This window comes from Streptomyces sp. NPDC059248 (assembly GCF_042753905.1).
In the GTDB taxonomy this organism is placed as follows: domain Bacteria; phylum Actinomycetota; class Actinomycetes; order Streptomycetales; family Streptomycetaceae; genus Streptomyces.
Map to the genome: position 1 here is coordinate 70497 of NZ_JBHYZV010000004.1, position 25472 is coordinate 95968.

The 25472-nt window shown below is 73.1% G+C and carries 27 protein-coding genes and 1 pseudogene; 12 read left to right on the forward strand and 16 right to left on the reverse strand.

Annotated features, from left to right (window positions below; genetic code table 11):
* The first annotated feature begins 79 nt into the window (after positions 1 to 79).
* Both ACFXG1_RS03050 and ACFXG1_RS03055 read left to right on the forward strand, forming a co-directional pair.
* On the forward strand, positions 80 to 502 hold the full coding sequence (locus ACFXG1_RS03050; protein WP_384709486.1) for a hypothetical protein: 423 nt from the start codon (positions 80 to 82) through the stop codon (positions 500 to 502).
* 78 nt (positions 503 to 580) lie between these two features.
* Entirely contained in the window at positions 581 to 1297 is a 717-nt protein-coding gene (locus ACFXG1_RS03055) for an NDP-sugar synthase (RefSeq protein WP_384709532.1), read from the forward strand.
* A gap of 74 nt (positions 1298 to 1371) precedes the next feature.
* Here the strand turns inward: ACFXG1_RS03055 and ACFXG1_RS03060 are convergent, their stop codons facing one another.
* Positions 1372 to 2772 (reverse strand): NAD(P)/FAD-dependent oxidoreductase, encoded by a 1401-nt coding sequence (locus tag ACFXG1_RS03060; protein ID WP_384740514.1) that lies wholly within the window; start codon positions 2770 to 2772, stop codon positions 1372 to 1374.
* Positions 2773 to 2947: 175 nt separating this feature from the next.
* Here ACFXG1_RS03060 and ACFXG1_RS03065 point away from each other — a divergent pair, with 175 nt between their 5' ends.
* The 3 genes from ACFXG1_RS03065 to ACFXG1_RS03075 all read left to right on the forward strand — a co-directional run bounded on the left by ACFXG1_RS03065 (position 2948) and on the right by ACFXG1_RS03075 (position 4897).
* On the forward strand, positions 2948 to 3382 hold the full coding sequence (locus ACFXG1_RS03065) for a DUF1801 domain-containing protein (RefSeq protein WP_384722187.1): 435 nt from the start codon (positions 2948 to 2950) through the stop codon (positions 3380 to 3382).
* Between the two features lie 69 nt (positions 3383 to 3451).
* On the forward strand, positions 3452 to 4357 hold the full coding sequence (locus ACFXG1_RS03070; protein WP_384722190.1) for an aminoglycoside phosphotransferase family protein: 906 nt from the start codon (positions 3452 to 3454) through the stop codon (positions 4355 to 4357).
* A gap of 54 nt (positions 4358 to 4411) precedes the next feature.
* On the forward strand, positions 4412 to 4897 hold the full coding sequence (locus tag ACFXG1_RS03075) for a GNAT family N-acetyltransferase (RefSeq protein ID WP_384722193.1): 486 nt from the start codon (positions 4412 to 4414) through the stop codon (positions 4895 to 4897).
* Positions 4898 to 5013: 116 nt separating this feature from the next.
* Here ACFXG1_RS03075 and ACFXG1_RS03080 read toward each other — a convergent pair whose 3' ends face one another.
* From ACFXG1_RS03080 to ACFXG1_RS03090, 3 genes are all read right to left on the reverse strand, one after another.
* Positions 5014 to 6012, reverse strand: coding sequence for a zinc-binding dehydrogenase (locus tag ACFXG1_RS03080; RefSeq protein WP_384722332.1), 999 nt, complete (start codon positions 6010 to 6012; stop codon positions 5014 to 5016).
* A gap of 126 nt (positions 6013 to 6138) precedes the next feature.
* Positions 6139 to 7488, reverse strand: a complete 1350-nt coding sequence (locus ACFXG1_RS03085; RefSeq protein WP_384740519.1) for an FAD-dependent oxidoreductase — start codon at positions 7486 to 7488, stop codon at positions 6139 to 6141.
* 130 nt (positions 7489 to 7618) lie between these two features.
* Entirely contained in the window at positions 7619 to 8128 is a 510-nt protein-coding gene (locus ACFXG1_RS03090) for a hypothetical protein (RefSeq protein ID WP_384718144.1), read from the reverse strand.
* A 139-nt stretch (positions 8129 to 8267) separates the two neighbouring features.
* On the opposite strand from ACFXG1_RS03090, the gene ACFXG1_RS03095 reads away from it, so the two are divergent.
* Positions 8268 to 9992, forward strand: coding sequence for a serine/threonine-protein kinase (locus tag ACFXG1_RS03095; RefSeq protein ID WP_384718142.1), 1725 nt, complete (start codon positions 8268 to 8270; stop codon positions 9990 to 9992).
* 16 nt (positions 9993 to 10008) lie between these two features.
* On the opposite strand, the gene ACFXG1_RS03100 is transcribed toward ACFXG1_RS03095, so the two are convergent.
* From ACFXG1_RS03100 to ACFXG1_RS03110, 3 genes are all read right to left on the reverse strand, one after another.
* Entirely contained in the window at positions 10009 to 11388 is a 1380-nt protein-coding gene (locus ACFXG1_RS03100) for a hypothetical protein (RefSeq protein WP_384718140.1), read from the reverse strand.
* A gap of 303 nt (positions 11389 to 11691) precedes the next feature.
* A complete protein-coding gene (locus tag ACFXG1_RS03105; protein ID WP_384718138.1) occupies positions 11692 to 11931 on the reverse strand; it encodes a hypothetical protein in 240 nt (79 codons plus the stop codon).
* A gap of 40 nt (positions 11932 to 11971) precedes the next feature.
* A complete protein-coding gene (locus ACFXG1_RS03110; RefSeq protein WP_384718136.1) occupies positions 11972 to 12547 on the reverse strand; it encodes an RNA polymerase sigma factor in 576 nt (191 codons plus the stop codon).
* A 277-nt stretch (positions 12548 to 12824) separates the two neighbouring features.
* Between ACFXG1_RS03110 and ACFXG1_RS03115 the strand changes: the two genes are divergently transcribed.
* A complete protein-coding gene (locus ACFXG1_RS03115; protein ID WP_384718134.1) occupies positions 12825 to 13298 on the forward strand; it encodes a carboxymuconolactone decarboxylase family protein in 474 nt (157 codons plus the stop codon).
* A gap of 62 nt (positions 13299 to 13360) precedes the next feature.
* Here ACFXG1_RS03115 and ACFXG1_RS03120 read toward each other — a convergent pair whose 3' ends face one another.
* The 4 genes from ACFXG1_RS03120 to ACFXG1_RS03135 form a co-directional block, all read right to left on the reverse strand.
* A complete protein-coding gene (locus tag ACFXG1_RS03120; protein WP_384740525.1) occupies positions 13361 to 13549 on the reverse strand; it encodes a hypothetical protein in 189 nt (62 codons plus the stop codon).
* A 9-nt stretch (positions 13550 to 13558) separates the two neighbouring features.
* Positions 13559 to 14200, reverse strand: a complete 642-nt coding sequence (locus ACFXG1_RS03125) for a hypothetical protein (RefSeq protein WP_384740528.1) — start codon at positions 14198 to 14200, stop codon at positions 13559 to 13561.
* A 166-nt stretch (positions 14201 to 14366) separates the two neighbouring features.
* The gene (locus ACFXG1_RS03130; RefSeq protein WP_384721894.1) at positions 14367 to 15593 is read right to left on the reverse strand and encodes a helix-turn-helix domain-containing protein; all 1227 of its coding nucleotides are present in this window, start codon (positions 15591 to 15593) and stop codon (positions 14367 to 14369) included.
* Between the two features lie 67 nt (positions 15594 to 15660).
* The gene (locus tag ACFXG1_RS03135; protein ID WP_384740532.1) at positions 15661 to 16773 is read right to left on the reverse strand and encodes a helix-turn-helix domain-containing protein; all 1113 of its coding nucleotides are present in this window, start codon (positions 16771 to 16773) and stop codon (positions 15661 to 15663) included.
* A 137-nt stretch (positions 16774 to 16910) separates the two neighbouring features.
* Between ACFXG1_RS03135 and ACFXG1_RS03140 the strand changes: the two genes are divergently transcribed.
* On the forward strand, positions 16911 to 17432 hold the full coding sequence (locus ACFXG1_RS03140) for a hypothetical protein (RefSeq protein WP_384713069.1): 522 nt from the start codon (positions 16911 to 16913) through the stop codon (positions 17430 to 17432).
* Between the two features lie 91 nt (positions 17433 to 17523).
* On the opposite strand, the gene ACFXG1_RS03145 is transcribed toward ACFXG1_RS03140, so the two are convergent.
* Together ACFXG1_RS03145 and ACFXG1_RS03150 are read right to left on the reverse strand one after the other, a co-directional pair.
* Entirely contained in the window at positions 17524 to 18384 is an 861-nt protein-coding gene (locus ACFXG1_RS03145; protein ID WP_384713066.1) for a putative RNA methyltransferase, read from the reverse strand.
* 259 nt (positions 18385 to 18643) lie between these two features.
* Positions 18644 to 19859: pseudogene (locus tag ACFXG1_RS03150) on the reverse strand (helix-turn-helix domain-containing protein).
* On the opposite strand from ACFXG1_RS03150, the gene ACFXG1_RS03155 reads away from it, so the two are divergent.
* Positions 19740 to 20531, forward strand: coding sequence for a hypothetical protein (locus tag ACFXG1_RS03155; RefSeq protein ID WP_384713063.1), 792 nt, complete (start codon positions 19740 to 19742; stop codon positions 20529 to 20531). The pseudogene ACFXG1_RS03150 and the gene ACFXG1_RS03155 overlap by 120 nt on opposite strands.
* Before the next feature lie 25 nt (positions 20532 to 20556).
* Here the strand turns inward: ACFXG1_RS03155 and ACFXG1_RS03160 are convergent, their stop codons facing one another.
* Entirely contained in the window at positions 20557 to 20988 is a 432-nt protein-coding gene (locus ACFXG1_RS03160; RefSeq protein WP_384713060.1) for a DUF4259 domain-containing protein, read from the reverse strand.
* Positions 20989 to 21084: 96 nt separating this feature from the next.
* Positions 21085 to 21507: a DUF6223 family protein gene (locus tag ACFXG1_RS03165; RefSeq protein WP_384740536.1), complete on the reverse strand. Its 423-nt coding sequence runs from the start codon at positions 21505 to 21507 to the stop codon at positions 21085 to 21087.
* A 198-nt stretch (positions 21508 to 21705) separates the two neighbouring features.
* Here ACFXG1_RS03165 and ACFXG1_RS03170 point away from each other — a divergent pair, with 198 nt between their 5' ends.
* The 3 genes from ACFXG1_RS03170 to ACFXG1_RS03180 all read left to right on the forward strand — a co-directional run bounded on the left by ACFXG1_RS03170 (position 21706) and on the right by ACFXG1_RS03180 (position 25022).
* Positions 21706 to 22833: a sensor histidine kinase gene (locus ACFXG1_RS03170; protein WP_384740539.1), complete on the forward strand. Its 1128-nt coding sequence runs from the start codon at positions 21706 to 21708 to the stop codon at positions 22831 to 22833.
* On the forward strand, positions 22830 to 23495 hold the full coding sequence (locus ACFXG1_RS03175; RefSeq protein ID WP_384713051.1) for a response regulator: 666 nt from the start codon (positions 22830 to 22832) through the stop codon (positions 23493 to 23495). Before ACFXG1_RS03170 ends, ACFXG1_RS03175 begins: the two co-directional genes overlap by 4 nt.
* A gap of 309 nt (positions 23496 to 23804) precedes the next feature.
* Positions 23805 to 25022 carry a lipase family protein gene (locus tag ACFXG1_RS03180; protein ID WP_384713048.1) on the forward strand — a complete coding sequence of 406 codons (1218 nt, stop codon included), beginning with the start codon at positions 23805 to 23807 and terminating at the stop codon, positions 25020 to 25022.
* Between the two features lie 57 nt (positions 25023 to 25079).
* Here ACFXG1_RS03180 and ACFXG1_RS03185 read toward each other — a convergent pair whose 3' ends face one another.
* Entirely contained in the window at positions 25080 to 25472 is a 393-nt protein-coding gene (locus ACFXG1_RS03185) for a RidA family protein (RefSeq protein WP_384713045.1), read from the reverse strand.

Here is a 25472-nt window from a genome sequence, read left to right on the forward strand (position 1 = left end):
CCTAGAACCTTCTCCCCGGCTTCCCCCGGGGGGGTGACGAAATGTCGCCAAATCATCACTGCCCGCTACGCTCGCTCGCGTGACTCACTCCGCACGGCGCATCGGCCGCTCCTTCGCCTTCGTCCTCCCCGTCGTCATGGTGCTCTCCGGAACCCTCGCGGTCACCAGCGTCCCGTGGGCGGGCCCATCGGACTCCCGGATGCTCACCGCCTCGTCGCAGAACGTCTCGGTGCCCGCCGCCCCCGTCCGCGCCCCGCAGGACGTCCTGCGCGACCGGCTCCTCACCGAACTCCAGGAGAAGGACCCCGGTACCGTCCTCACCCACCTCCAGCGCGAGGTCGAGGCGCGTCCCTCCCTCTCGCGGCACTGCATGGGCATCGCCCGCGCCCTCGGCCGCGCCGCCGTCGAGCGGCTCGGGCCCACCAAGGCGCAGCAGTACTCCAAGCCCGTCTGCGACACGTCCTTCGCCGCCGGTGTCGCCCAGCGGGCACAGGGGAGCTGACCCCGGGCCGCCCGGGGACGCCGTGGCTCCCCCCGGGGTCCGTCGCGCGCCGGTCCGCATAAGGTTCGGGGCATGCATATGCCCACGTATCCGACGCAGGCCGTCGTCCTGGCCGGTGGCCAGGGGTCGCGGCTCCGCCCGTACACCGACGACCGTCCCAAGCCGATGGTCGAGATCCCGGGAACCGGGACCCCGATCATCGGCCATCAGCTGGCCTGGCTGGCCGCCGAGGGCGTGACCGACGTCGTCGTCTCCTGCGGTCATCTCGCCGAGGTGCTCCAGAAGTGGCTGGAGAGCACCGAACTGCCGCTCTCCGTCACCACCGTCGTGGAGACGGAGCCCCTGGGACGCGGTGGCGGGCTGAAGTACGCCGCGGCGCATCTGCCCCACCCCGACCAGCCCTGGTACGCCACCAACGGCGACATCTGGACCCGGTTCTCGCTCCGCGACATGGCCGCGTTCCACACCGAGCGCGACGCCACCGCGACCCTCGCCCTGGCCCGGCCGCGGATCCCCTGGGGCGCCGTCGAGACCGACGCGTTCGGGCACATCACCGACTTCATCGAGTCGCCGCCGTCGCCGTTCCTGATCAATGCGGGCGTGTACGTCTTCTCCGCCGCCTTCCGTGATCTCCTGCCGGACGTCGGCGACCACGAGCGCACCACCTTCCCCGGCCTCGCGCGCGAGCGGCGCCTCGCGGGCTTCCCGCTGCCGCAGGGCGCGTACTGGCGTGCCATCGACACCGCCAAGGACCTCACCGAGGCCGCGAAGGAACTCGCCTCGAACCGGGGTTAGTCCATGACGGGTTCGGCCGCGGCCGTCTCCGCGTGCCGGAAGGGGAGGCCGGCGCGCGGGGCGGGGCGGTCCGGTCAGCCGCGGCCCGAGATCCGGTCCGCGAGTCGTGCCACCCGGTCCGTCGCCGTCGAACGCGCCGTCGACTCGCGCCGGTCCGCGCCGCGGTACGCCGCGTACAGCGCCCGGACCCCGAGCCAGCGCAGCGGCTCCGGCTCCCACTTGCGGACCTTGTGGCCCACCCACGGCAGGGACGTCAGCTCCGTCGGCCCCGCCTGGCCCGAGTCCCGCTGGATCAGGTCCCGGAGCGTACGGGCCGCCAGATTCGCCGTGGTCACCCCCGAGCCGACGTAGCCGCCCGCCCAGCCCAGGCCGGTCGAGCGGTCCAGGGTGACGGTGGCGCACCAGTCGCGCGGTACGCCCAGCACGCCCGACCAGGCGTGGTCGATGCCCGCGCGGGCCGCCTGCGGGAAGAACGCGAGCAGGATCTCGTGGAGCGCGGCGACCGTCTCGGGCCGCGTACGGCCGTCGTTGTCGGTACGGGAGCCGTAGCGGTACGGCACCCCGCGCCCGCCGATCGCGATCCGGTCGTCCGCCGTCCGCTGCGCGTACACATAGGCGTGCGCCATGTCGCCGAGCGTCTCGCGGCCGGTCCAGCCGATCGCGTCCCACACCTCCGGCGGCAGCGGTTCGGTGACGATCATCGAGGAGTTCATGGGGAGCCAGTCCCGGCGCCGCCCCTTGATCGTCGCGGTGAACCCCTCGGTGCAGCGCAGGACATAGGGCGCGCGGACCGTACCGTACGGCGTGACCGCGTGCTTGGGTCTGATCTCGGTGACCGGGGTCGACTCGTGGATCGTGACCCCGAGCGCCTCCACGGCCGCCGCCAGGCCCTTGACCAGCTTCACCGGGTCGATCCTGGCGCCGTGCGGGGTCCAGGACGAGGCCACCGCCCCGGCGACCCTGAGCCGTTCGGCGGTCTCCCGGGCGCCCATCAGCACCCGGTCGGTCTCGCCGAACGCGACCTCCACCGAGTGGAAGTCCCGCAGCCGGGCCGCCTGGGCGGGGGAGCGGGCCACCTCGATGACGCCGCCGCGGTGGACATCGGCTTCGATGCCCTCGGCGGCACAGACGTCGATCACCTCGGTGACGGAGTCGTTCATCGCCTTCTGGAGGCGGACGGCGGGCTCGTGGCCGTGGCGGCGGGCGTAGCGGTCGCGGCCCGCGATGCCGTTGTAGAGCCAGCCGCCGTTGCGCCCGGAGGCGCCGTAGCCGCAGAACGCCGCCTCCAGGACGGTGATGTTGAGGAAGGGGACGGCCTTCTTCAGGTAGTACGCCGTCCACAGGCCGGTGTAGCCGCCGCCGACGATACAGACGTCGGCGGTCGTGTCACCGGGCAGTGGCTCGCGGGGTGCGGCGAGTCCGTCCTGCGCGTACCAGAACGAGATACCGCCGTTGACCGTGCCCGTCGTCCTCATGCCGTCCCTGGTCCTGGTTGTGATGTCGGGGGGTACGACTGTATGCAGCCGGGCGCGTCCGCGGGAGTGCGGAGAGAGCCGGACGGGATCGGTCAGGAATCGAGAAGCCCGGGTCCCGTCGGCTGGCTAGCGTCGACAGCACTCCATCAAAGGCGACGAAGAGGAGAGTGCGGCGATGAGCGATGGTCTGTCGGAGTTGGAGCGCAGCGCCCTGCGGGAGCGTACGGTCGAGCTGCGGACGGAGGCGAGCCGCGGCCGCGGCTCCAAGAAGGCCGCGGCCGAGGAGCGCGATGTCCTGGCGAAGATCGCCAAGATGGAGCCCGCGGACCGCGCGGTGGCCGAACGGCTCCACGCCCTCGTCGCCGTCCACGCCCCCGACCTGGCACCGAAGCTCTGGTACGGGCAGCCCGCCTACGCCAGGAACGGGAAAGTCGTGTGCTTCTTCCGCAGCGGGCACGTCGACAAGGAGCGCTACTCGGCCTTCGGCTTCACCCCCGAGGCGAACCTCGACGACGAGAGCGGCGTCTGGCCCACGTCGTACGCGGTGAACGAGCTGAGCGACCGGGGCGAGCGGGCGATCGCCGACCTGTTGAAGAGGGCCGTGGGCTGATCCCGGCCGCCGTCCGGGGCCTGTGGATAACCCGCGGCCGGTGCCGAGGCCGCGCGTACGATCGGTCGCATGATCGTGGTTCCGGAGGCTCTGGCCGCCTCGCACCGGGCGCACAGCGGTGCCGCTGCCGGCGCGTTCATCGACGCGCTGCCCGCCCGCGCGGCCGAGTTCATGGAGCGATGGGGGCTCGGACCCGACGGGCCCCCGGCACACGGGGTCGTCGCGCTCGTTCTGCCCGTGGTGCGGGCGGACGGCTCGGAAGCGGTGCTGAAGCTCCAGCCCGTGGACGACGAGACCGTCGGCGAGCCGGTCGCGCTGCGCGCCTGGGGCGGTGACGGAGCCGTACGGCTGCTGGACCACGACCCGGCGACCGGCACCCTGCTGCTGGAGCGGCTGGACGCGGCCCGTCCGCTCTCCTCCGTCGCCGATCCGGGGGAGGCGGTACGTGTCCTGGGCGCGCTGCTCGCCCGGCTGGGCGACCGGCCCGCGCCCGCCGGTCTCCGCCGGCTCGGGGACCTCACCGCCGCCATGCTGGACCAGCTGCCCGGGGCGCTCTCGGCCCTCGGCGACGCGGACGGGCGGCGGCTGCTCGCGGACTGCGCGGCGGCGCTGCGGGAGGTCGCGGCCGAGCCCGGTGACCGGCTGCTCCACTGGGACCTGCACTACGGCAATGTGCTGGCGGCGGAGCGGGAGCCGTGGCTCGCGATCGACCCCAAGCCGCTCGCCGGCGACCCCGGGTTCGAGTTGCTGCCCGCGCTGATGAACCGGTTCGATCCGGATCCGGCGGCCATCCGGTGGCGGTTCGATCTGCTGACGGAGGCGCTGGGCACGGACCGGGAGCGGGCGCGGGCGTGGACGCTGGGGCGGGTGCTCCAGGTCCTGCTCTGGGACCTGGAGGACGTGGGGCAGGGGAAGGAGGGCGAGGGCTTGGACGAGCAGGCCGTGGTCATCGCGAATGCCCTGCTCAGACGGTGATCAGCGGGCGAAACACGGTGGCGTGGGTCCGCGGCCCGGCCGCATGCTGACCCCATGATTCGTACCGCCTCACCCACCGACGTACCCGACATCCACCGGATGATCCTGGCCCTCGCCGAGTACCAGGGCTACCGCGACGAGGTCCGTGCCACCGAGGAGCAGCTCCACGAGGCGCTCTTCGGGGCCGAGCCCGCCGTCCACGCGCTGATCGCCGTCGACGACACCGACGGCGCCGTGATCGGGTTCGCCGTGTGGTTCCTGACCTATTCGACCTGGCGCGGGGTCCACGGGGTCTATCTGGAGGACCTGTATGTCGATCCGGCGCGGCGCGGCGGCGGCCACGGCAAGGCGCTGCTCGCGACGCTGGCCCGGATCTGCCGGGACCGGGGGTATCAGCGGCTGGAGTGGTCGGTGCTGGACAAGCTGACCGAGACGATCGCGTTCTACCGGTCCCTGGGAGCCCGTCCGCAGGAGGACAGCCGGGTGTTCCGGCTCACGGACGGGGCGTTGGAGAAGCTGGCGGCGTACGAGAAGGCATAGCGCGGGGGCCGGGAGCGGGGGCGAGAAGGGGGGTGGGAGCGGGGTGGGGTGTGGGAGCGGGGTGGCCGTAACCCCGTGACGGCCACCCCGCTCCCCGTACCGGTTCCCCCGCGTGGTCATGGCACGAGGACGACCTTGCCGATCGTCGCCCGGGTCTCCAGCGCCCGGTGTGCCCGTGCCGCTTCGGCCAGCGGGAAGCGGTGCACCGCGGGCGCGAGCCGTCCCGTGGCGGCCTGGTCGAGGGCGCGGTCCTCCAGCCGCCGGATATCGCCGCCGACGGGCTCCAGCATCACCGGGCCGAGGACCATGAGGGTCTCCACGCCCCGTTCGGCCTGCTCCTCCTCGGAGGGGAGGAAGGGTTCGCCGTCCTGCCCGTTCTCGCCCACCCGGCCGTAGACCAGGTGCCGGCCGCCCTTGCCGAGCAGTTCGACCGCCGCGCGCGCCACGGTGCCGCCGACCGCGTCGAGGTAGACGGTGGCGCGGCGGTCGCCGAGATAGCCGAGTACCTCGTCCGGCCAGGTCGGATCGGTGTAGTCGACGGCGATGTCGGCGCCGTTGGCGAGGACGCGGGTGATCTTGGCGGGGCCGCCGGCGAGGCCGATGACGGTGGCCCCGGCGTTCTTGGCGTACTGGACGGCGAGGATCCCGATACCGCCCGCCGCGGCCGAGACGATGGCGATGGAGTCCGGACCGAGGTCCGCGAACTGGAGGATGCCCATCGCGGTACGTCCCGTACCGATCATGGCGACGGCCTCCGCGTCGCCGAGGGTGTCCGGTACGACCCGGAGCCGGTCGGCTTCGGTGACGACCCGCTCCGCGTAGCCACCCGGGTTCATCCCGATATGGACCACGACCCGGCGGCCGAGCCACTCGGCGTCGGTGCCCTCGCCGATGGCCTCGACCGTGCCCGCTACCTCGCGGCCCGGGATCGTCGGCAGCGGGACCGGTTCGGGGTAGGGGCCCTGTTCGCCTTCGCGCAGGGCCGTGTCGATGAGGTGGACCCCGGCCGCCGAGACCGCGATCCGGACCTGCCCGGGGCCCGGGACCGGGTCCGGGACCTCCTCGTACATCAGGTTCTCGGCGGGCCCGAAGGCGTGGAGTCGGATGGCGCGCATAGGTGGTCCCCTCGGTGCTCGGTGCTCAGTGCTGGGTGTCTGACGCGGTGGCGGGCCGGTGGGGCGGTGCGGCCGGGGCCGTACGGCGGCGGCGGTACGACCCCGACCGCTCACCACTGTGCGACCTCAAGCAACCTTGAGGTCAAGGTCCGTCCCGGTGGCCGGGTGCCGCGCGGTCCGCGACGCCCCCGGCCCGTGCGACGCGCCCAGCGCCCGCAGGGCCAGCGACGAGGCGGTCAGCCCGCTGGAGAAGGCGACCTCCCCCAGCAGGCCGGGCGCCGCGACCTGGTCGCCCGCCAGGAACACCCCGTCGCCCCGGTCGATCGCCGGGCGGTCCCGCCAGGTCGTCCCCGGCGGGTCGAGCGCGCCGGTCCGGTCGTGCGCGAGGGCCGTCCGACGCCAGGTCTCCCGCTCCCGCCAGCCGGGCACCGCCGCGTCGAGCAGCTCCTCCGCGTGGGCGACCCCGTCGGCCTTGCCCGCGTCCGGCGGGACCGGGAACTGTGCCTGGAACAGCGATTCGCCGCGCGGCGAGAGCAGCGGCGAGACGGCCGAGAACCGCTCGATCCAGCCGGTCCTGTCGAGGTCGGAGACGACGAAGGGATCCTTGCGGGCGCGGCGTACCGCCAGATCCACCAGGACCGTACGTCCACCGGTCCACCGCGGGGACTCGTCGCCCAGCAGCCCCCGCGCCGCCGCCAGGGACGTGGCGACGATGACCGGGCCCCGGTCGGCGGGCAGTTCGTCGACCCGGGCCGAGGTCTCCACCCGTACCCCCAGGTCATGGGCGCGGGCCGCCATCCGTTCCATGACCTGTCCCCAGCCGCCCGCCGGATAGCGGACCCCCGGCGGCAGGGACGCCGTCCGGCGGAACCGCTCGTGTACGAACGCGGCGGAGAGCGATCCCGGGTCGTGGTGGAAGAGGCCGACCGCCATGAAGTTGGCCGTCGCCTCGGCCCCTTCGGCGCCCACCTGCCGGGTCGCCCAGTCCCGGTAGGACTCGTCCACCGGCGCCTGGTCGACGGCGATCCGGGCCAGCCGCAGCAGCCCGCGCGGCGGCAGCGACCGCAGGCCGCCCCGGTGGCGGAACCGGATCCGGAGCGCGTCGCCGATCGGGACCCGGCCGGTGGGGCCGATCAGGTCCCGCCGCCCCAGCCAGGACCACATCGGGCCGCTGTAGAAGACATGCGGGCCCTCACTGGTCCGGTACGGGCCTTCGGCGGTCCGGCCGCGCCCGCCGAGCGCGGCGCGGGCCTCGTAGAGAGTGACCGGCACCCCGGCCTCGGCGACGGAGATCGCCGCGGTGAGCCCGGCTATACCGCCGCCGATGACGCTGACGCGGTCCCGGCCGGAGTCGCGGGCCGGGCCTGCGTCGCGGGCCGGGTGGGCCCGCGGCCGGCCGGTCGCCCGGTCGCTCTCGCTCTCGGGGTCGGGGTCGGGCGTCCGTCCGTGGGTACGGCCCGATGCGCTGGAGGTCATGACTGCTGTCCGTCCTTCCCGGTCGCCGCGGTGACGCGCGTGGAGCGGGCGTCACCGGTCTGTCGAAGGGATGACGAACGGCGGCCCCCCGTTTGTGACATCCGGGGCCCCCGGGAGCATCGGAGGCGCGTCAGGCGGTCGGCGGGGTACGGGGGAAACGGGCCTGGAGGTCCCAGACCACCGGGTTGTCGGCGAGCGTCTCGTGCATATCGCAGAGGTCCGCGATCACATCGTGGAGGAAGTCCCGCGCCTCGCGCCGGAGATCGGCGTGCGGGAAGGAGAGGGGAGCCTCCTCCAGCGGCTGCCAGTCCGCCGCGACGTCCACCCAGCCGAACCGCCGCTCGAACAGGAGCCGGTCGCTCGACTCCGTGAAGTCCAGCTCGGCGCGCTGGGGCCGGGCGGCCCGGCTGCCCATCGGATCCCGGTCGAGCCGCTCGACGATGTCGCAGAGCGCCCAGGCGAAGTCCAGCACCGGCACCCATCCCCAGGCTGTGGACAGCTCCCGGTCGGCCTCGGTGTCGGCGAGATAGACATCGCCGCAGAACAGGTCGTGGCGCAGGGTTGTCACCTCCGCGCGGCGGTAGTCCGTCTGCGGGGGATCCGGGAAGCGCCGGGAGAGCGAATAGCCGATGTCGAGCACCCGCCGATGGTGTCATGACCGACCCACCCCCACCGACGGCATCCCTCCGGGCTGCCCCGGGCCCGGGGGCCGCGCAGGTCAGCGGGGTGGAGGCGGCGGATAGGGTGAAGGGGCAGCCACCTGGGGGGAACGAAGGCCGATGACACCTGCGACTGAATCGTTCCAGCCCTTCCAGCCCTTCCAGCCCTTCCAGCCCTTGCAGCCGGACGATCCGCGCCTGGTGGCCGGATACCGGATCGCCGCCCGGCTGGGCGCGGGCGGCATGGGCCGGGTCTATCTGTCGCACACCGACGGCGGACGGCCGGTGGCCATCAAGGTGGTACGGCCCGAGCTGGCCGACGATCCCGACTTCCGACTGCGGTTCCGGCGGGAGATCAGGGCCGCGCGACGGGTCAGGGGCGCGTACACCGCCGAACTGATCGACGCCGACGCGGACGGCACACCGCCGTGGCTGGCCACGCTCTACGTACCGGGCCCGTCCCTCACGGAGGCCGTCCGGCGGCGCGGGCCGCTGCCCGTGCGGGCGGTGCTGTGGCTGATGGCGGGGGTCGCCGAGGCGTTGCGGGCCATCCACGCGGAGGGGATCGTCCACCGGGATCTGAAGCCGTCGAACGTGCTGCTGGCCGCCGACGGCCCCCGGGTCATCGACTTCGGTATCTCGTTGGCGTCCGGCGCGACGCTCTTCACCGCCACCGGCACGACCGTGGGCACACCGTCGTTCATGGCCCCCGAGCAGGCGTCCGCGGGCGATGTCACCGCGGCCAGCGACATCTTCGCGCTCGGCCAGACGGCGGCTTTCGCGGCGCTCGGCGAGACGCTGTACGGGGACGGGAACTCGGTCGGCGTGCTGTACCGGATCGTGCACTCCGCGCCCGATCTGTCCCGGCTGCCCGCCGAGCTGCGGCCGCTGATCGCCCGCTGTCTGGCCGCCGAACCCGCGGACCGGGCCACCCCGGCGGAGATCGTCGCCGCCTGCCGCGAGCTGCTGGGAGCCGAGGCCGACGCGGGCGCGGGTCCGGCGGTGTGGCAGGAGGTGACCGGCCCCGAGGTCGCCGTCCCGGCCCCCGTTCCCCCTCCTGTTCCGGAGGCGACGGCGGTCCGTACGTTGCCGTTGGGCGGCCCGCCCCCGCCCCCGCCCCCGGCGCCCGACCCGGCCGCACGGAAAGCGCGTCGGCGCCGTACGGCACTCTTCACGGCCGGGGCGGTGGCATCGGGCGCGTTGCTGCTGACGGGCCTGGTATGGACCGTCGTCGAAACGGCGGACCGGGTACGGGACCGGAACAGCGCGGCGGCTTCCTCGCCGACGGCCGAGGGCGCCGAGGAGCAGGGCGCATCCGTGAAAAGCACCGGCAGCACCGGCAGCACCAAGGGCACCGGCTCCGAGCGTGCCGAGGCCGGCGACGAAGCCGGTGACACGGCCCGCGACGCGGCGGCGACCGGGCTGCCGCCCCGGGGCTCGGCCACCGGCGCGACGGACCAGCGGCCCGTCCCGTACCCCCAGCAATGGCTGGACCTCAAGACGTCGGTGAGTTTCGAGGAACCGGTCAGACGCGAGGACCGCAGCGGGGACATCCGGCTCGACTGCCGTTCCGCGGGCTGCTCCCTGGAGAGCGACAGCAGCGTCTTCGTCATGATGTACGGAGAACCGGGGACGGATGTCGACATGTGCCGGCTCTTCCTCGCCAAGGCCGACAGCAAGAGCCTCCCCCTGGCCGGGGCGGCGGCCGGGAGCGAGATCTGCGTCAAGCACGCGTCGGGGGACATCGGGCTGCTCGTGCTCCAGACGAAGTCGACCGCGGGGGCGAGCCGGGGAACGGCGTTCGTGACGGCGGATATGACGGTCTGGCGGGCTCCCCGGACGTAGGGCCCGCCTCTGTGCCCTATTCGCGTTCGCGGAGGGTGACCGACTCCAGCGCGCCCAGCGCCGCCACCGGCAGCAGGAACCCGCCGCGCCCCTCCGCCCAGCGCGCCACCACGATCCCCGCGAGCGCGCCCGCGCTGGTGAAGGCGGGGGCGCCGCCGAGGCCGTTGACGATGTCCCCGGCGACCCGCAGCCGGTCTCCCGTACGGCCGGTGATGTCGAGGAGGCACGAGAACCGGCCGTTGGCGGCATAGGCGCTGACCAGGAGCTGCCGACCGGGTGTGAACCGGCTGTCGAGCACCATCGGGCCGTCCGCGACGGTCACGGGCGTGTCGAGCCGCAGTACCGCGAGGGGCGGGCCGCCCTGGTACAGCGACTCGTCCGAGGTCTCGGCGGACACCTCGATCGCCGTGGCCGACACCCGCTCCCCGGTCGCCAGTTGTACGACCGGGGGGCCGTCGCCGTCCGTGATCTGCTGGAGCACATAGCTCACCGTCACCACGGTCGTGGCGTCGACGAGCAGTCCGTTGCCGAGGTGCTTGCCGTCGCAGGTGACGCGGACGCTCATCGAGAAGACGAACTCCTCGTCGACCTGCCAGGTGTCGGTGAACATGGTCAAGTTGCCGGAGTTGTAGATCGCGTTGCCGCCCACCACACGGGAGTTGGCCGCACCGCCCTCGTGAACGACGCCTTCGACGGGCCCTCGGGCCGGCACCACATCCGGCAGCCGGGTCGGCACCGCCCCCTGCTCGTCACCCGCGGCCTCCTCGACCTCGGCGAGCCGGCGCTCCAACTGGTCGCAGCGCTCCTCCGCCCGCCGGTGGAGCGCCCGTACCCGTGCCAGCTCCTCCTCCAGTGCGTGGATCTCCCCGCGCAGCCGGATCGACTCGTCCGACACCGTTCCCGGCGGTTCGTCGTCCAGCGGGTCCTTCGGCGGGGGAACGGAAGTCGCCTGGAGCTCGCGATGACGCATCTGGAGATCGCGGAGCCGCTGCTCACGGTCGTGGAGGTTGTCCTCAAGCCACCGTTCCCGGGTGGCCGCGCGCTGGGCCTCCCGGTCCGCGTCGGCCAGCTTCCGCTCCAGCAACTGCGCCCGGTGGGCGGGGCTCCGGCCGCACTCCAGCGCCGAGGTGTGCAGATTCCTCAGCAGATCGGAGGTCTCCTGCGTCGGTACGGTGCCCCGCCGCTCGGCGACGTCGTGCAGCAGATGGAGCACGAACTCCCACGGCGGGACGCGACCTCCGCCGAGGTAGCGGGAGACGGTCCCGGAGTCGTAGGAGCGACGGACCGCGTACCGGCGGACCGAGACGCCCAGATCGGCGAAGAGGTCGCGCAACGCGGCCGCCAGCGCCGCGACCTCCGGCGCCAGATCGTCGTCGATCGGCTTGAGTTCGGTCATGGTGTCGCCGTCGCCCCCGCCCTCGCTGCCGTCCGCGCCGCCGCCGCTGCCGTTGCCGCTGCCGATTCACCGGCAGCACCGTTGCACCTGCCGCAGCACCCCGGCACTCCGCGATCCTGGACCCATGGTCGCAGAAAGCCCGCACCAGGAACGGGGACATCACCATGTCGCGTCAGAGCGTCCCGACCCGGGCCCGCGCCACGCCCCGCGGCCGGGGTGCGCGATGAACGGGGGCCGGGACGGGGGGCGTCCGCCGGTGACGTGCGGCGACCCGCAGGGCCCTTGCCGCCGCGCGCATCCGGCCTAGGTCATCTTCTCCGCGACGGTCAGTTCGCACCGGCCGTCGTCCCCGCAGCGGCGCCGCAGCCTCCCCCGGGACAGGGTCTGTACAAGGCCGACGGTCCAGCACAGCGGGCAGCCGCGGAGCGCCAGCAGGCCCGGCGGGGCCAGCAGCAGACTCCACAGCCCCACCACCGGCAGCAGCAGTACCGACCCCGCCAGGGCGCCGAACCCGGCGGCGCCGCGAACCAGATGGCGGGGCACCGTACGACTGGAGAAGTCTCCGGACCCGGACCCGGACCCGTCACCCATCGACATCACCGCCCCGGAGCGTGCCGTCCTCCGCCCACGCCAGCTCCTGCCGTACGGCGGCCCTGGCCCGGTGCAGCCGGGACTTCATCGCGGCGGTGCTCAGCCCGAGGGCGTCGGCGGTCATCCGGCCGCTGTACCCCTGGACGTCCCGCATGATCAGCACCCGCCGCTGGTCGGCGGGGAGCGCCGCGATCGCGCGGGCCACCAGCTCCGCCTCCAGCCGCCGCAGGACGTCGTCCTCGAACGACGGGACGGGCGCGTCGTCGGGTACCGGCACCGGCACCGGCCCGCGGACCATCAGCCGGGCCCGCCGCAGACATTCGTTCCGTACGATCCGGAACATCCAGGACGCCAGCGCGCCGGACGCCCTGAGCATCCCGATCTTCCGGTACAGGATGATCAGCGCCTCCTGCGCCGCGTCCTCCGCGTCCTGCGGCGTGGCGCACAGGGAGTGCGCGAACCGCCGTACGTGCGGATGCGAGCCGGTCAGCAAGGCGGCGACGGCCTCCTCGTCGCCGTCCCGGGCGGCGTCGACCAGCCGCTCACCGGGCCAGGCGACGTCAGCCACGCCCGCTCCTCCGCCGCAGGAGGAAGAAGGTACAGGCGCAGACGAGCAGGGCCGCCGCGCCGATGACGATTGCCGTGGTCATGGACCACCTCCGGTTCCGTACGGCCCGTGCGTCCGTACGCCCATGAGAGGCGCACCGCCCGCGGAAGGATTCAACCGGACCGCCCCCGGCCCGCCCGTACGGGGGAGACGTACGTCACACCGGGCCGTGTCACATCTCGCGGCCCCGGCGGGTCATGTGTGTGTAGGCACGACGACAACGGCATTGGAGCCCACCATGGAAGCCCGCCTGAACCTCTTCGCCAGCCCGCTCGCGGGGAAGACCCTGAAGCACCTGGTCTCCGCGGGCAAGGCGATCTCTCCGGCGACTCTGTCCGTCACCATCCAGGAGCTGGTCAGGATTCGCGTCAGCCAGATCAACGGCTGCGGCTTCTGCCTCGACATGCACACCAAGGAGGCCACCGCGGCCGGTGAGGACCCGGCCCGCCTCCACCTGGTCGCGGCCTGGCGCGAGGCGACGGTCTTCACCGACGCGGAGCGCGCGGCCCTGGAACTCGCGGAGGAGGGCACCCGCCTGGCCGACGCGGCGGGCGGGGTGCCGGACGAGGTGTGGTCGAACGCGGCCAAGCACTTCGACGAGGAGCAGCTGGTGGCGCTGGTCGGCACGATCGCGCTGATCAACGCTTTCAACCGCCTGAACGTGATCCTCCAGAACCCGGCGGGGGACTACCGGGTCGGCCAGTTCGCCTGACCCGCACCCGCCCCCGGCGAGGGGCCACCGCCATGTCCCCGGCGGCGGCCCCTCGGGCGTCGTCACCCGGCGACGCCGAGTTCGTGGGGGAGAGGCCCGGGGGCGGCCGTTCCCGCGTGTTGCGGGCAGGCGTACAGGACGGTTCCGTCGCGGTAGCCGATCTCGACGGCGGCGGGTGAGACGCGCCCGCAGACGGCGCAGGGGGTGTCGGCCGGGGGTGGGAGGGGCTGGGTGAGGCTGTCGCGGGTCATGGGCGGTGGTCACACGCCGGTACGGATCGCCCGGCGGGCCTCGGTCTCCACGGTCAGTGGGTCGGTTCCGGTGGCGATGCGGCGGAAGGCTTCGGGGCGCCAGTCGTGGGGGAGTCGGCGGATGCGGTGGGCGAGTTCGGGTGCGTCGACGGTGCGCAGGTGGATGTAGTCCGGCGGGGGTGGTGGTTCTCCCTTTTCGGCGTATGTGGTCGCCGCCGCGAGGGTTTCGGTGAGGGTGGGGCGTTCGGGGTGGTACAGGTCCCGCAGGACGGCCGCGCGCCAGGAGGCGGGGAGGTCGCCCCACTGGCGGGCCGTGTCGACGGCCAGCAGTGCGTGCTCGGCGCGGTCGGGGTCGGCCTCGGGCCACCGTCCGGCGCCGCGGGGGTCGTAGAGGGCGGCGAAGTGGGCGGCGTCCATGCACAGGGCCGTGATCCCGGGCCCGTACGCCTCCGCATCAACATCGACGGGCCAGGTCCGGCCGATCTCCCGCGCGTCTGCCGCACACCAGTGGACGGCCGCCCTCGTATGCCCGGGAAGCGACTCCCACACCCCGGACGAGACCAGGGCGCCCCGCACCAGCGGCCCCACCTCCCCCGCCAGCCGGGCGACGACCGGCCACTCCTTCAACCGCCAGCACCCCAAAGCGTCCACGGCCTGACGTACCCCGTTCCAACCAAGTGGATTCGTCGTCATGGGTGTCATGGGTCGCCCTTTCACTCCGGGTGGTGGTTCCGCCCGATCCGGGTGACCGAAGGTAGGCGGGTGACCACGGAGTGGTGTTCACGGTGGTGAACCCGCCCGCCGACACCGTCCGTCGTCAGTACAGAACGCCCATCCGGTGCGCGAGTCCGCGCAACTCACGGGCCGTAGGGGACGACAGGCGGCGGTCGAGCAGTTCGGTGACCGTGCTCCGTACCTGATGGTGGGCGTGGACTCGTTGCGGCGCGGTGCGTTCCGCCGCGAGCAGGGCGGCGACCGCCTCGGAGCCCCGGCCGTGGAGGCGGGCGAGTGAGCGGCCGAGGTCGGCGTGGAAGGCGGACTGCCGTCCGGGGGCACGGAGGACTCCGGGGTCCACCCCGTCCCCGGCGGAAACGGCACGGCCGTGGAGTCCGAGGTCCGTGTTGAGGCTGACGCGGTGGATACCGACATTGGTGGGGCCGAAGTTCAGGTGCCACGCCTTGGTCTCCCCGGTCCGTTCGGCGAGGGCGGCGGCGTCGGCCAGGTGCTCGCCGACCTCGCGGGCGCGGTCGGTGCCCCGGCGCCGTACGTCCTGCGTGAGGCAGGTGGCCGCGATCAGGTGCAACTCGCCGAGCAGGGCGTGCGCGCCGGGGCTTGAAAGATCGTGTTCGACGTCGGTGGCGGCTTGCTCCGCCCGGGCCAGGGCCTGGTCGGGGCTTCCGGCGGACAGCAGCACATGGGCGTGGAAGAAGCCGGAGAGCGCGGTGTGGGAGGGGTCGTCCAGCTCGGCGATCGCTTCCGCGGCGCGGGTGACGGCGATGAACGCCAGATCGGTGTAGCCGAGGTTCTTGAGCAGCAGGGCACAGGCCGGGTGGTAGGCGGCGGCCAGCAGCCGCAGCGACGACGGCCGGTCGGCGCCGGTGGCCGCGTCGGCCGTGGCGTGGAGATCGGTCAGCAGCCCGGGGAGCGCGCCGGCGAGGAGACCGTACTCGGCCGCGTGGTAGAGGCGGTTGGCCTCCCGCACCCGGGCGGCGAGCGTCCTGGGCGGGCACGGCTCGCCCGGGGACGGCGGAACGAGGCCCATCAGGGTCAGCCGGAGCGCAGGAACGGCCTCGTGGGCGGTATCGGTCCGGGGGCCGATCGGCGCGAAGGGCTGACCGGTCAGTTCGGCCGGGGCGATCCGCAGGGCTTCGGCGAGGGCGGTGATGTGCCCGGTGCGGTCGAGGTGCCGGTGGCCGTTCTCGACCATCGAGAGGAAGCCCGGTGACAGGCCGCAGAGTTCGGCGAGCGCGCGCAGTGACAGGCCGCGTCGGCGGCGAGCCGACCGCAGTCGCTGTCCGATGTGCTCCCCGGGCTGTCCGCTCATCGACATCTGCCCTCGTCCGGTGCAGTTGGACCCAGGGTAGGGCGGCGGCGGGCGCCGTTCCGCCGCTTCAGGTGAGCCGGCCGTCCGGGCGGAGACCGGTCCGCTCGGCGAGGCCCAGGAGGTCTCCGAACCGGGGTGACGCATGCTTGGCGCGGTGCGCCAAGGCCGTGATCAACTCTCGTACCCATGGGTCGAGTCGTAGCCTCAACGGCGCTGTGGCTTCGGCTTCGAGGAGATCGCCGATTGCCCGTGGGACGTCCCCCAGCCGTGCGGCGGCCGTCGCGGTCACCGTCAGCAGCCGGGTCCGCGCGGCGGGCGAAAGCGCCGCCGGATCGGTCGCGCGGGCGTGCTCGACGGCCTCGTCGGGGGCGCCGCACTCCACGGCGACGGCGGCCCGGGTGGCCGTCACGATGGCGACGGCCCGCTCGTCGTCCGCGCGCCGGGCGGCCGTGGTCAGCGCCTCTTCGGCATCCCGGCGGCGCCCGGCCGCCGCGCGGGCGAAGGCGAGCAGCGCGAGCGACTCGGGGTCGCCGATGGTCCCCATACCCCGTTCCGCGCGGGCCACGGCGTGTTCCGGCAGACCCAGGTCGGTGAGCAGCCGTATCTCCTCCAGCAGTACGACCCGTTCCGCACCGCCGCCCGCACGGGCGCGGTGCAGATACAGCCACGCCAAGTCCCCGTACCCCAGACGCCTCAACAGCCCGGCGGCCAGGGCGTCCGCCAACGCCCGCGACCCGCCTTCCGCCGTCGCGATCAGGCCCGGCAGCACTCCGGCCAGGACCTGCTCGTCCCCGGCGGCCTCCGCGTCCGACGCCATACGCATCGGATGGCCGGGTCCCGTCCCCGGTGGCGGCGGGGTCCGCGCCTCGGCGAACTGCCGCCGGAGCTGAAAGGCGGCGGCCCGTACGGCGATATGCGCGTCGCCCACCGGTGGATAGGGCTGCCCGGTCAACTCCCCGACGCCGACACCCAGGACCCCGGCGAGCGCCGCCAACTGGCCGCGCCGGTCGACCCAGTCCTCGCCGCGTTCCCACCGGCCGATCCGCGAGGCCGACACCCCGGACAGCTCCCCGAGTTCCCCCGGGCCCAGGCCGCGCCGCCCGCGCCACACGGCCAGCCGACTCCCGATCGCCCCACCCGGAGCGGCCTCGTCCCGCACGCCCCCCACCTGGTCGCTCACACACCCATCCGTCCCCGAGCCTGTGGGTCGTCACAGTAGTCAAACGAATGAGCGACCCGCGAGCGACCGCGATGCACGGCCGATGGCGATGACGGACTGCACGCCGGGCAGGCAGAGGGAACCGTAGGTTGTGTCCTATGGACGAGCACGGACGGAGCTATCGGTACGTGGGTCCGGACGAACTGAAGGCGATGGTCCGGCCGGAGGGCGCGGGTGTACGGATCGGTTCGTCCGACGACTTCGACCGATGGGCCGCGGAGCGGTCCGCGGCGGAACTGGCCGAGCCGTTCACATTCGTCGTCGGCACGGACGGTGTGCTGAGGCTCGCTCCGCGACGCAGTGAGCATGTGGCTTGTGCGGGCGGCGAGCCCGTCCTGAGCGCCGGTGAGATGGGCTTCGTCCACGAGGCGGGCCGATGGACGGTCAACCATGTCAGCAATCACTCGACCGGCTACCGCCCTGATGTCAGCTCCTGGCCCGCGGTCGCCCGTGCCCTGGGCCGTGCGGCCCTCGGACACCGCTGCCGGTTCACTCACGAGGTGGTGTTCCGGCGCTGCCCCGGCTGCCGGGAGCACAACATCGTGCGCGAGGACGACTTCTTCTGTGTCTTCTGCGGAGGCCCCCTTCCTCGGGCATGGAATGTGGACCTGTTGATATGAGGAGCGCCCCGCCTTCCCCGAGTCGGCGGGAAGGCGGGGCATCGGTCTCGCCCATGGCGCTTCGGTCAGCGGGCGTGGCTGCCGGCTTTGGTCACCGGGGCCGGTAGGAGGTCGCCAGTACGGAGACGGTGACCCGGTCGGGCAGGGGGCCGTGACCGCTCGGGTCCGCGCGGGACAGCAGATGGCGCGCGCTCGGTGTCATTCCCACCAGGTCGACGGCTTCCTGACCGGTCAGCGGCGCGGTGTACTCGACCTGCCGGGTGTCGATGGCCGCGAAGTAGGGGTCCAGTGCCTGGTGGAGGCGCTGTTCCTTGTTCGGGTCGACGGTGACCATGGCGGGTATCCGGTCGCGCAGCTCGGCCAGATGCCGCGCGACGGGACGCACCACGATCAACCGGCCCGCCGGGCGGAGCACCCGGTGGAACTCGGGCGGGTTGCGCGGGGCGAACACGTCCAGCACGACATCGGCCGACCGGTCGGCCAGGGGAAAGGGGCGGAAGACGTCCCAGCTCGCCGCCGCCGCTCGGGGATGGGCGCGGGCCGCCGAACGCAGGGCGGGTACGGAGGTGTCCAGCCCCAGGCCACGGGCGCCGGGCAGTTGATCGAGGACACCGGCCAGGTAGTAGCCGGTGCCGCAGCCGATGTCCATGACCGTGCTGCCGTCGCCCCGGCCGGGCAGGGCGTCCGCGGTCAGTCGTGTCAGGGCGCGGAGGACCGGGGCGTACGTCCCGGTGGACAGGAACCGGTTCCGGGCCCGCACCATGGCCGCGTCGTCACCGCTGATGGCACGGCTGCCCGTCAGCAGTCCGGCGTAGCCGCGACGGGCGATGTCGAAGGTGTGGCCCGCCGGACAGCGCAGCGCGTGGCGTTCGGGCCGGAGGCGGGCGCGGCACACGGGGCAGCGCAGCGCGTCGAGGAAGTGTGCGAGGGCAGGGGGAAGCAACACGGGCACAAGGCACTCCTGGCAACGGTGAAGGAAAGGAACCGTGCCTGCACGCGGGCTCGGAAACCGCCGTCTCGGAAGGGCCGGAAGAACCCGGAAGGAGGCGTAGTGGATCACGTAACAGGCACACCGAGGAGGGCGACGCCCCTACGGCATCGCCCTCAATGCCTCGTGATCACAGAGCCTGGATGAGCTGGGTCCACATGCCTCCACCTTACGAGCCGCGCCGCAGGCGACTCACCTCGCCTCCGTGGACAAGAGGCACGAACTACTCGGTGAGCCCGAGGAACCCGGCGATCCGCCGCAGGCCCGTGGGACGCTTCGGTCCCGCCTGGAGATCGTTGACGATCATGACGGCCAGGGTGTGATGCCGCATCCAGGCGGGGGCGATCCTGTGCAGTCTCTCCAACGTCGCGACGGACCCCTCGGGGTTGCCGAGGTCGGCATGGGCCCGGGCGATGTCGAGGAGGAGCCAGGTCCGCCACGACGGTGGGGTGTCGGCGCTGAGGCGCATTCCCTTGGCGAGCGCCAGTGCCTCGGTGGGCCGCGCGTGCTGCACGGCGAGGCGAACCCGCTCGATACGTACCGAGGACCGGCTGAAGACGGACACCATCCTCCCGTCGCCGGGGGCGGGGAGTGCGGCGAGCCGTCTGGTGGCGTTCTCGGCGTCGAGCATCATCCCGTTCGCGGTGTCGTAGTCCCCACGTCTGGCCGCACTGGTAGCGGCGGACATCAGAAGTCCGCCCCACACCCGAACACCCTCGGCCGTACCGACCCGGGACCGCTCCACGTCATCAGCCGCGTAGATCGCCAGATCTTCGGCATCGGCCAGGCGGTTCTGCCGCTGGTAGTTCCAGGCGATCGAATTGCTGACCATCGGGGCCAGCAACGGATCCCCGGATTCCCGCGCGGCGCTCATGGCCCGTTCGAGCGATGAGAGCGCCAGATCGGTCTTTCCGAGCCGGATCGCGAGATGTCCCGCGAGCTGGAGGGCCTTTCCGAGTGCCGCCTGCCCCTGGGACCTGCTTTCGGCGCTGCCCAGCGGATGCCGTGAACCGGGCGTCGGTGATGATGCCCGGCAGCGCGTCCAGCAGACGGCCGAACTCCGCGTCGTGGTACAGGGTCCATCCGGCGGCGATCTCCCGGCGGAGGAGGGGAAGGGAGAGCGCATCGGCGCCGCTCGGCTCCTGAGGAACGGAGAACAGCGGGGGCATGACGGCCCGGCGGACCGCGACCAGCTGAGGCGGATCCGCCTCTCCGGTCGACGGCACTCCTGGTGGATCACCGAGCTGACTCGTCAACTCCACGCCCAGACCGTGCGCCAGGGCATGAAGAGTCGGCAACCGCGCGCTGTGCTTCCGTCGTTGCTCCAGCTTTCTGATGACATCGACGGAGACATCGGCGCGTTCCGCCAGACTTTCCTGCGTGAGACCGGCGATACGGCGAAGGCGGGCGAGCCGCTCCCCGAGGTGCTCCACAGCCATGTGCCCGAGGTTACGCCCGCGTCCCGTGCCCGGGGTGACGGATCCGGCGACGACGACCGACGGGTTCCCGGAGATGTGACCCCGCCGGAAAACCCGATGGCGGCGACGTCGGCGGCCGTGCGAGCCTTCTGCTACCGGAAGCCGACGGAGAAGGCCCCGATGAACCGTGACGACGCCCTGCGACAGCTCAACCATCTCGCGCACCTGCGGATGGTCGGCTGCCATGTCGGTTCCGACCGGCTCATCGCGGCCGGGCTGGACGCACTGCTCGCCGGGATCGAGAGTCCGTCCCTCGTCGCACTGGCCGGCCTCCTCCGGAAGGAAGAGCCCGAAGCGCCGCCGCTCTTCGAGCAGGTGTTGGAGGAGCTGGGGCTGCTCTTCCAACCGCCCGCCGACCCCCGGGCCGCGAAATGGGCGATGGCCGTCTGGATGGCCCGTGGGATCGTCGACGGATCGTTGGATCCCGCCCTGGGTACCGATCTCATCCATGGGGAGATCGCCGATGGACTGGGCCACCCCGAGCAGCTGCGCGAACTGGTCAGTTGTGCGGTCAGCCTGGCCGACTGGACGAATGATCCCTGGGACACCCCCTACGAGGAACTGACCCGAGAGGCGGTCGCGGCCGCCGAGCGGTTCCTCGCCCGGCACTCGACGGGGGACTCCGAGGGCTGATCTCCGCCCCTGGCCCGGTGCGCCGTCATGGCTCGATGCCGAAGAGCGCGATGGTAGGAGGCGGCGGTACGAGCACCGCGCGCAGACGGCGGAGCATCGCCCGCCATTGCCTGTAGTCCTCCGGCCTGACCCAATTGGCGGCCGGCCCGTCTTCGTGGTCGGCGATGCGGGCGATGGCTTCGTCCGCGAGTGCTCGAAGGTCGTCGGGAAATAAGGGCATCGCGGACTTCGGTCCGCAGGGCGTGTCGACCGGTTCGCCTCCGGGGCACTGCGCCGCGATCAGCGCGGCGGCGCCCACCGCCTCTTCCGCCTCCGCGAGGTAGCCGACGGCGTCGATCGTCCGGACGAGGACACCCCGGATCAGGGCTTCGCGCGCCTCGGGCGCGGCGTCGTCCAGGACGTAGGAGAAGTCCGCGGCCGTGTCGTTGTCGAAGGGGCCGGTTCCCCAGGTGCCCATGGTGATCTCCTCCCGCGCCGTTGCCGGGATCCTCGCACCCCGTACTGACAACCCCACCGGGGAAGCAGTCCCTTCGCCCGGATCGGCTCTCTCCGGTCAGCGGGTACGGCGAGCGCGCGCCAGCGCCCTTCCCCCCAGAGCCGCGCCGATCACCCCCAGCAGCACGGCGACATACGCCCCGCCCAGCCCGTTGCCGGTGCCGAGGCCGCCGTCGGCGGTGAGGGCGACCAGGGCGCCGAGTGCGGTGCCGGTAAGGCCCGCAGCCAGTGCCGTACCGGCCCCCCATGGGCCGCGGCCGGTGCCGAGGCGGCCGGTGGGGCGGGTCAGGGCCAGCCAGGCGACGATCACGGCCACCAGGCCCAGGAGCGCGCCCGTGGTCGCGCCGGCGCGTCCGGCGCCGAAGCCGGTGGCGTCGGCGGCGGTCGGCGATGCGGAGGCGATCGCCACCGCCGGGGCGGCCGTCGCGACGATGCCGGGCAGGGTCACCGTGACGGTGGTGAGCAGATGACGAGGGCGCATGCGGCGGGCTCCTTTGTTCCGGTGACGGGAGGACGGCCCGAGCATGTCCGCCCGTACCGGCCGTGGTCGTCCGGCGAGCGTGGACACTTCGGGCTGCCGCGGACGGCGTAGAAGACGCCGGACTACCGCGCCCGTGGTAGTCCGGCGCCCCTCCCCCGGAGGGACTCGCCCGGGACGGCGGGTCGTTAGGGTGCGCGCATGGAGACGGGGCTGTCCGGACTGTGGAGCCGGTACGGGGACGGGGTCGTCGCCCTCGTCGTGGCGGCGGCGCTGCTGGTCACCGGCGCGGCGCAGCAGGTGCCCGGGACGGCGCGGGCCGTGCTCGGGTTCGGGCTGCTCGCCGTCGGCGGTCTTGCGCTGGCGGCGCGGAGCCGGGCTCCGGTCGCCGTTCTGGCCGTCACCGGGGTGTGCGCCGTGGGATACCAGGCGGCCGGGCTCGACGTGCCCGCCGTCGCCTATCTGTTCGCCGTGTACGCGGCGGTACGGGCCGGGCATCGTACCGTCGCGGTGATGGTGAGCGTCGCCGTACTGGGGCTGCTGCCCCTCGCGGCCCTGGTGTCGGGCCCTTACGCCACGGGCGAGGCCTTCGCGCGGGCCCGCGGCGCCCTGGAGATCGCCTGGCTGATCGCGGCGGGCGCGGCGGGGGAGGCGCTGCGGCAGGCCGAGCGGCGGGCGGACGAGGCCGAACGCACCCGGGAGGAGACCGCGCGGCGCCGCGCCGACGAGGAACGCCTGCACATCGCGCGCGAGTTGCACGACTCGCTCACGCACCAGATCTCGGTCGTCAAGGTACAGGCGGAGGTCGCCGTGCACACGGCCCGCAGGCGGGGCGAGGAAGTGTCGCCGCCCCTGCTGGCGATCCTGGACGCGGCGCGGGAGGCGACCCGGGAGCTGCGCGCGACCCTGGAGGCGTTGCGGGAGGACGACAGCGGGCCGCCGCGCGGGCTCGGCCAGGTGGCGGAGTTGGTGGAACGCGCCCGGGACGCCGGTCTGGGCACGACACTGACGATCGAGGGACGGTGGCACGACGTACCGGCCGCGGTCGGCGGGACCGTCTATCGCATCGTCCAGGAGTCCCTCACCAACATCGTCCGGCACGCGGACGCCGACACGGCGACGGTCCGGATCGACTGCCGTCCGGATTCCCTGGCGGTACGTGTCGACGACGACGGCAAGGCCGCGCACGGCACGGCACCGGTCCCCGGCCTCGGGCTCCTCGGCATGCGCGAGCGCGTCAACGCCCTCGGCGGCCGGCTGAGCGCGGGGCCGCGGAGCGGGGGCGGCTTCACCGTCCGGGCCGAACTCTCCCTGGACGGAGCGCCGTGATCCGGGTCCTGCTCGTCGACGACCAGCCGCTGATCCGGAGCGGATTCCGCGCCCTCCTCGAACTGGAGGAGGACATCGAGGTGGTGGCCGAGGCGGCCGACGGCGCCGAGGGGCTGCGGCTCGCCCGGGAGCTGCTGCCGGATGTCGCGCTCGTGGACATCCGGATGCCGGGCGTCGACGGTATCGAGGCGACCCGCCGGATAGCCGCCGATCCGGCGCTGTCCGGGGTGCGCGTCGTCATCCTGACCAACCACGGCCTCGACGAGTACGTCTTCGACGCGCTGCGCGCGGGCGCCGCGGGATTCTTGGTCAAGGACATCGTCCCGGAGGACTTCCTGCACGCCGTACGTGTCGCGGCCCGGGGCGACGCCCTGCTGGCGCCCTCGATCACCCGCAAGCTGATCGACCGGTATGTCGCCCGGCCCCTGCCCGGCCGTCCCGCCTCGGGGCCGGCGGAACTGACCACCCGGGAACGCGAGGCCGTCGCCCTGGTCGCGCGGGGCCTGTCCAACGGCGAGATCGCCGACCGGATGGTGATCAGCCCGCTCACCGCGAAGACCCACATCAACCGCGCCATGACCAAACTCCGGGCCCGTGACCGAGCCCAACTGGTCGTCTTCGCGTACGAGTCCGGCCTGGCGGACAGTGGATACGACCTCTGACCGCGCGCCGCCACCACGCCGCGCGGCCGCGGCCCGCCGTACGGGGTCGGTGCCGGAGCGGGGGTTCGGCGGACTGTCCCGATTGACTCTCTTGCGCGATGCGAATCCGCCCCGTCCGGTTGTGCGCCCCGAGGACGAGAAGCGGCGCGCTCGTGGTCATCGGGGACGACGGCTGATCGGTCTTCCGGGGCCTGCCGACCGGTGCCGGGACGGGGTTACCGTGCGGTACGTCGCGTGACGATCACGACTCCGGCGCGGCGGTGCACGGCCGCGCCGGGGGCGACTTCCGCAACTCGCGAAGGGAACCCTGTGACCTCAGCACGACCGATTCGGCCGCGCCGCGCCGCCGTCGTCGGTGGCGGAGTGCTCGCCGTTGCCGCGCTCGGTACGACCCTCACCGGCTTCACGGACGCCGAACCCGCGACCCCGAAGAAGCCGGTCGCGGTCAAGAGCGACGACACGCCCGTACGGGCCGCGCCCGGCAGCGGGCGGCTGGTGAAGGCGGTGGATCTGCCCGCCGCCGCCCGGCCGCACGGTGGACCCGGGCAAGTCGTCACGTACACCTCGACCGGTGCGGACGGGGGCCGCGTCCTCGTCACCGGGATGGTGTTCGCCCCGGCCGGGAAGCCCCCGAAGGGCGGCTGGCCGGTGATCTCCCTCGCCCATGGGACCGTGGGCAACGCCGACGTCTGCGCCCCGAGCCGGACCGAGACCCAGGACTTCGCCTCCTACCCCGAGGTCCGCAGCTGGCTCGACAGCGGGGTCGCCGTCGTGGCCACCGACTACGAAGGGCTCGGAACCCCCGGGCCGCACCCCTATCTGCACGCCCGCAGCGCCGCGTACGGCTCGATCGACATCGTGCGCGCCGCCCGTCAGTCGGGGGCCGGCACATCGGGGACCTGGGTCGTCATGGGCCAGTCCCAGGGTGGTCACGCGGCGATCAGCACCGCCGTGTACGCCACCCGCTACGCGCCCGGTCTCGATTTCCGGGGCGCCGTCGCCACCGCGCCGCCGACGACCATGTCCCGGCTCGTGGCCGACCGTTCGGACTCCGCCACGGAGGAACGCGCCATGCGGACGGCCCTGTATCCGCTGGTCACGGAGGGTTTGCGGGTGATCGGCCCGCGATCCGACTTCAGCGGCCTGTTCGCCGAGCGGGCCCGTGCGCTCGTTCCGACGGCCCGCGAGAAGTGCGCCCTCGACCTCCTCGACGAGGTCAAACGGGCCGGCCTGAACGACGACAACGTATGGAAGCAGCGGCCCGAGACCGTACCCGGGCTGATGAACACCCTACGGAGCCATGTCGACATCCCCGTCGTCCGGCTCGACCGGCCACTCTTCATCGGGCAGGGCGCCAGGGACGAGATCGTGCAGGCCCCGGTGGTGGCCGCGTACGCCGACGCCCTGCGGAAGGCCGGCTCCCCGGTGACGTACCGGGAGTATCCGACGGCGAACCATTACACCGTCACGGACGCCTCGGAGGCCGAGAGCACGGCATGGATCAAGGAGCGGCTCGGGGTGAGGTGACACCCGGCCCGTGACGGGTGCCCGGCCGCGCGGCCGGGCACCCGGTTCCGTTCGGGATCAGTCGAGGACCGCGTCCACCTCGATCTCCACCAGCCAGTCCGGCTCGATGAACCGCGACACCTCCACGAACGTGCACGCGGGCCGAACCTCGCCGAACCGTTCGCCGTGCGCCCGCGCCGCCTCCCGCCAGCGCGTGACGTCCGTCAGCATCATCCGCGTCCGTACGACGTCGGCCAGCGACGACCCCGCCGCCTCCAGCGCGGCCTCCGCGATGTCCAGGCACCGTACGGTCTGCGCGTATACGTCTCCGGGCCCGACCGTCGTACCGTCGTCCCCGATCGGCGCCGTTCCGGCGACCGCGACATGGGATCCCTTGCGCACGGCCCGGGAGAAGCCGATCGAGGCCTCGAAGGGTGACCCCGAGGGGACGTTGTGGCGTATTTGTTCCAT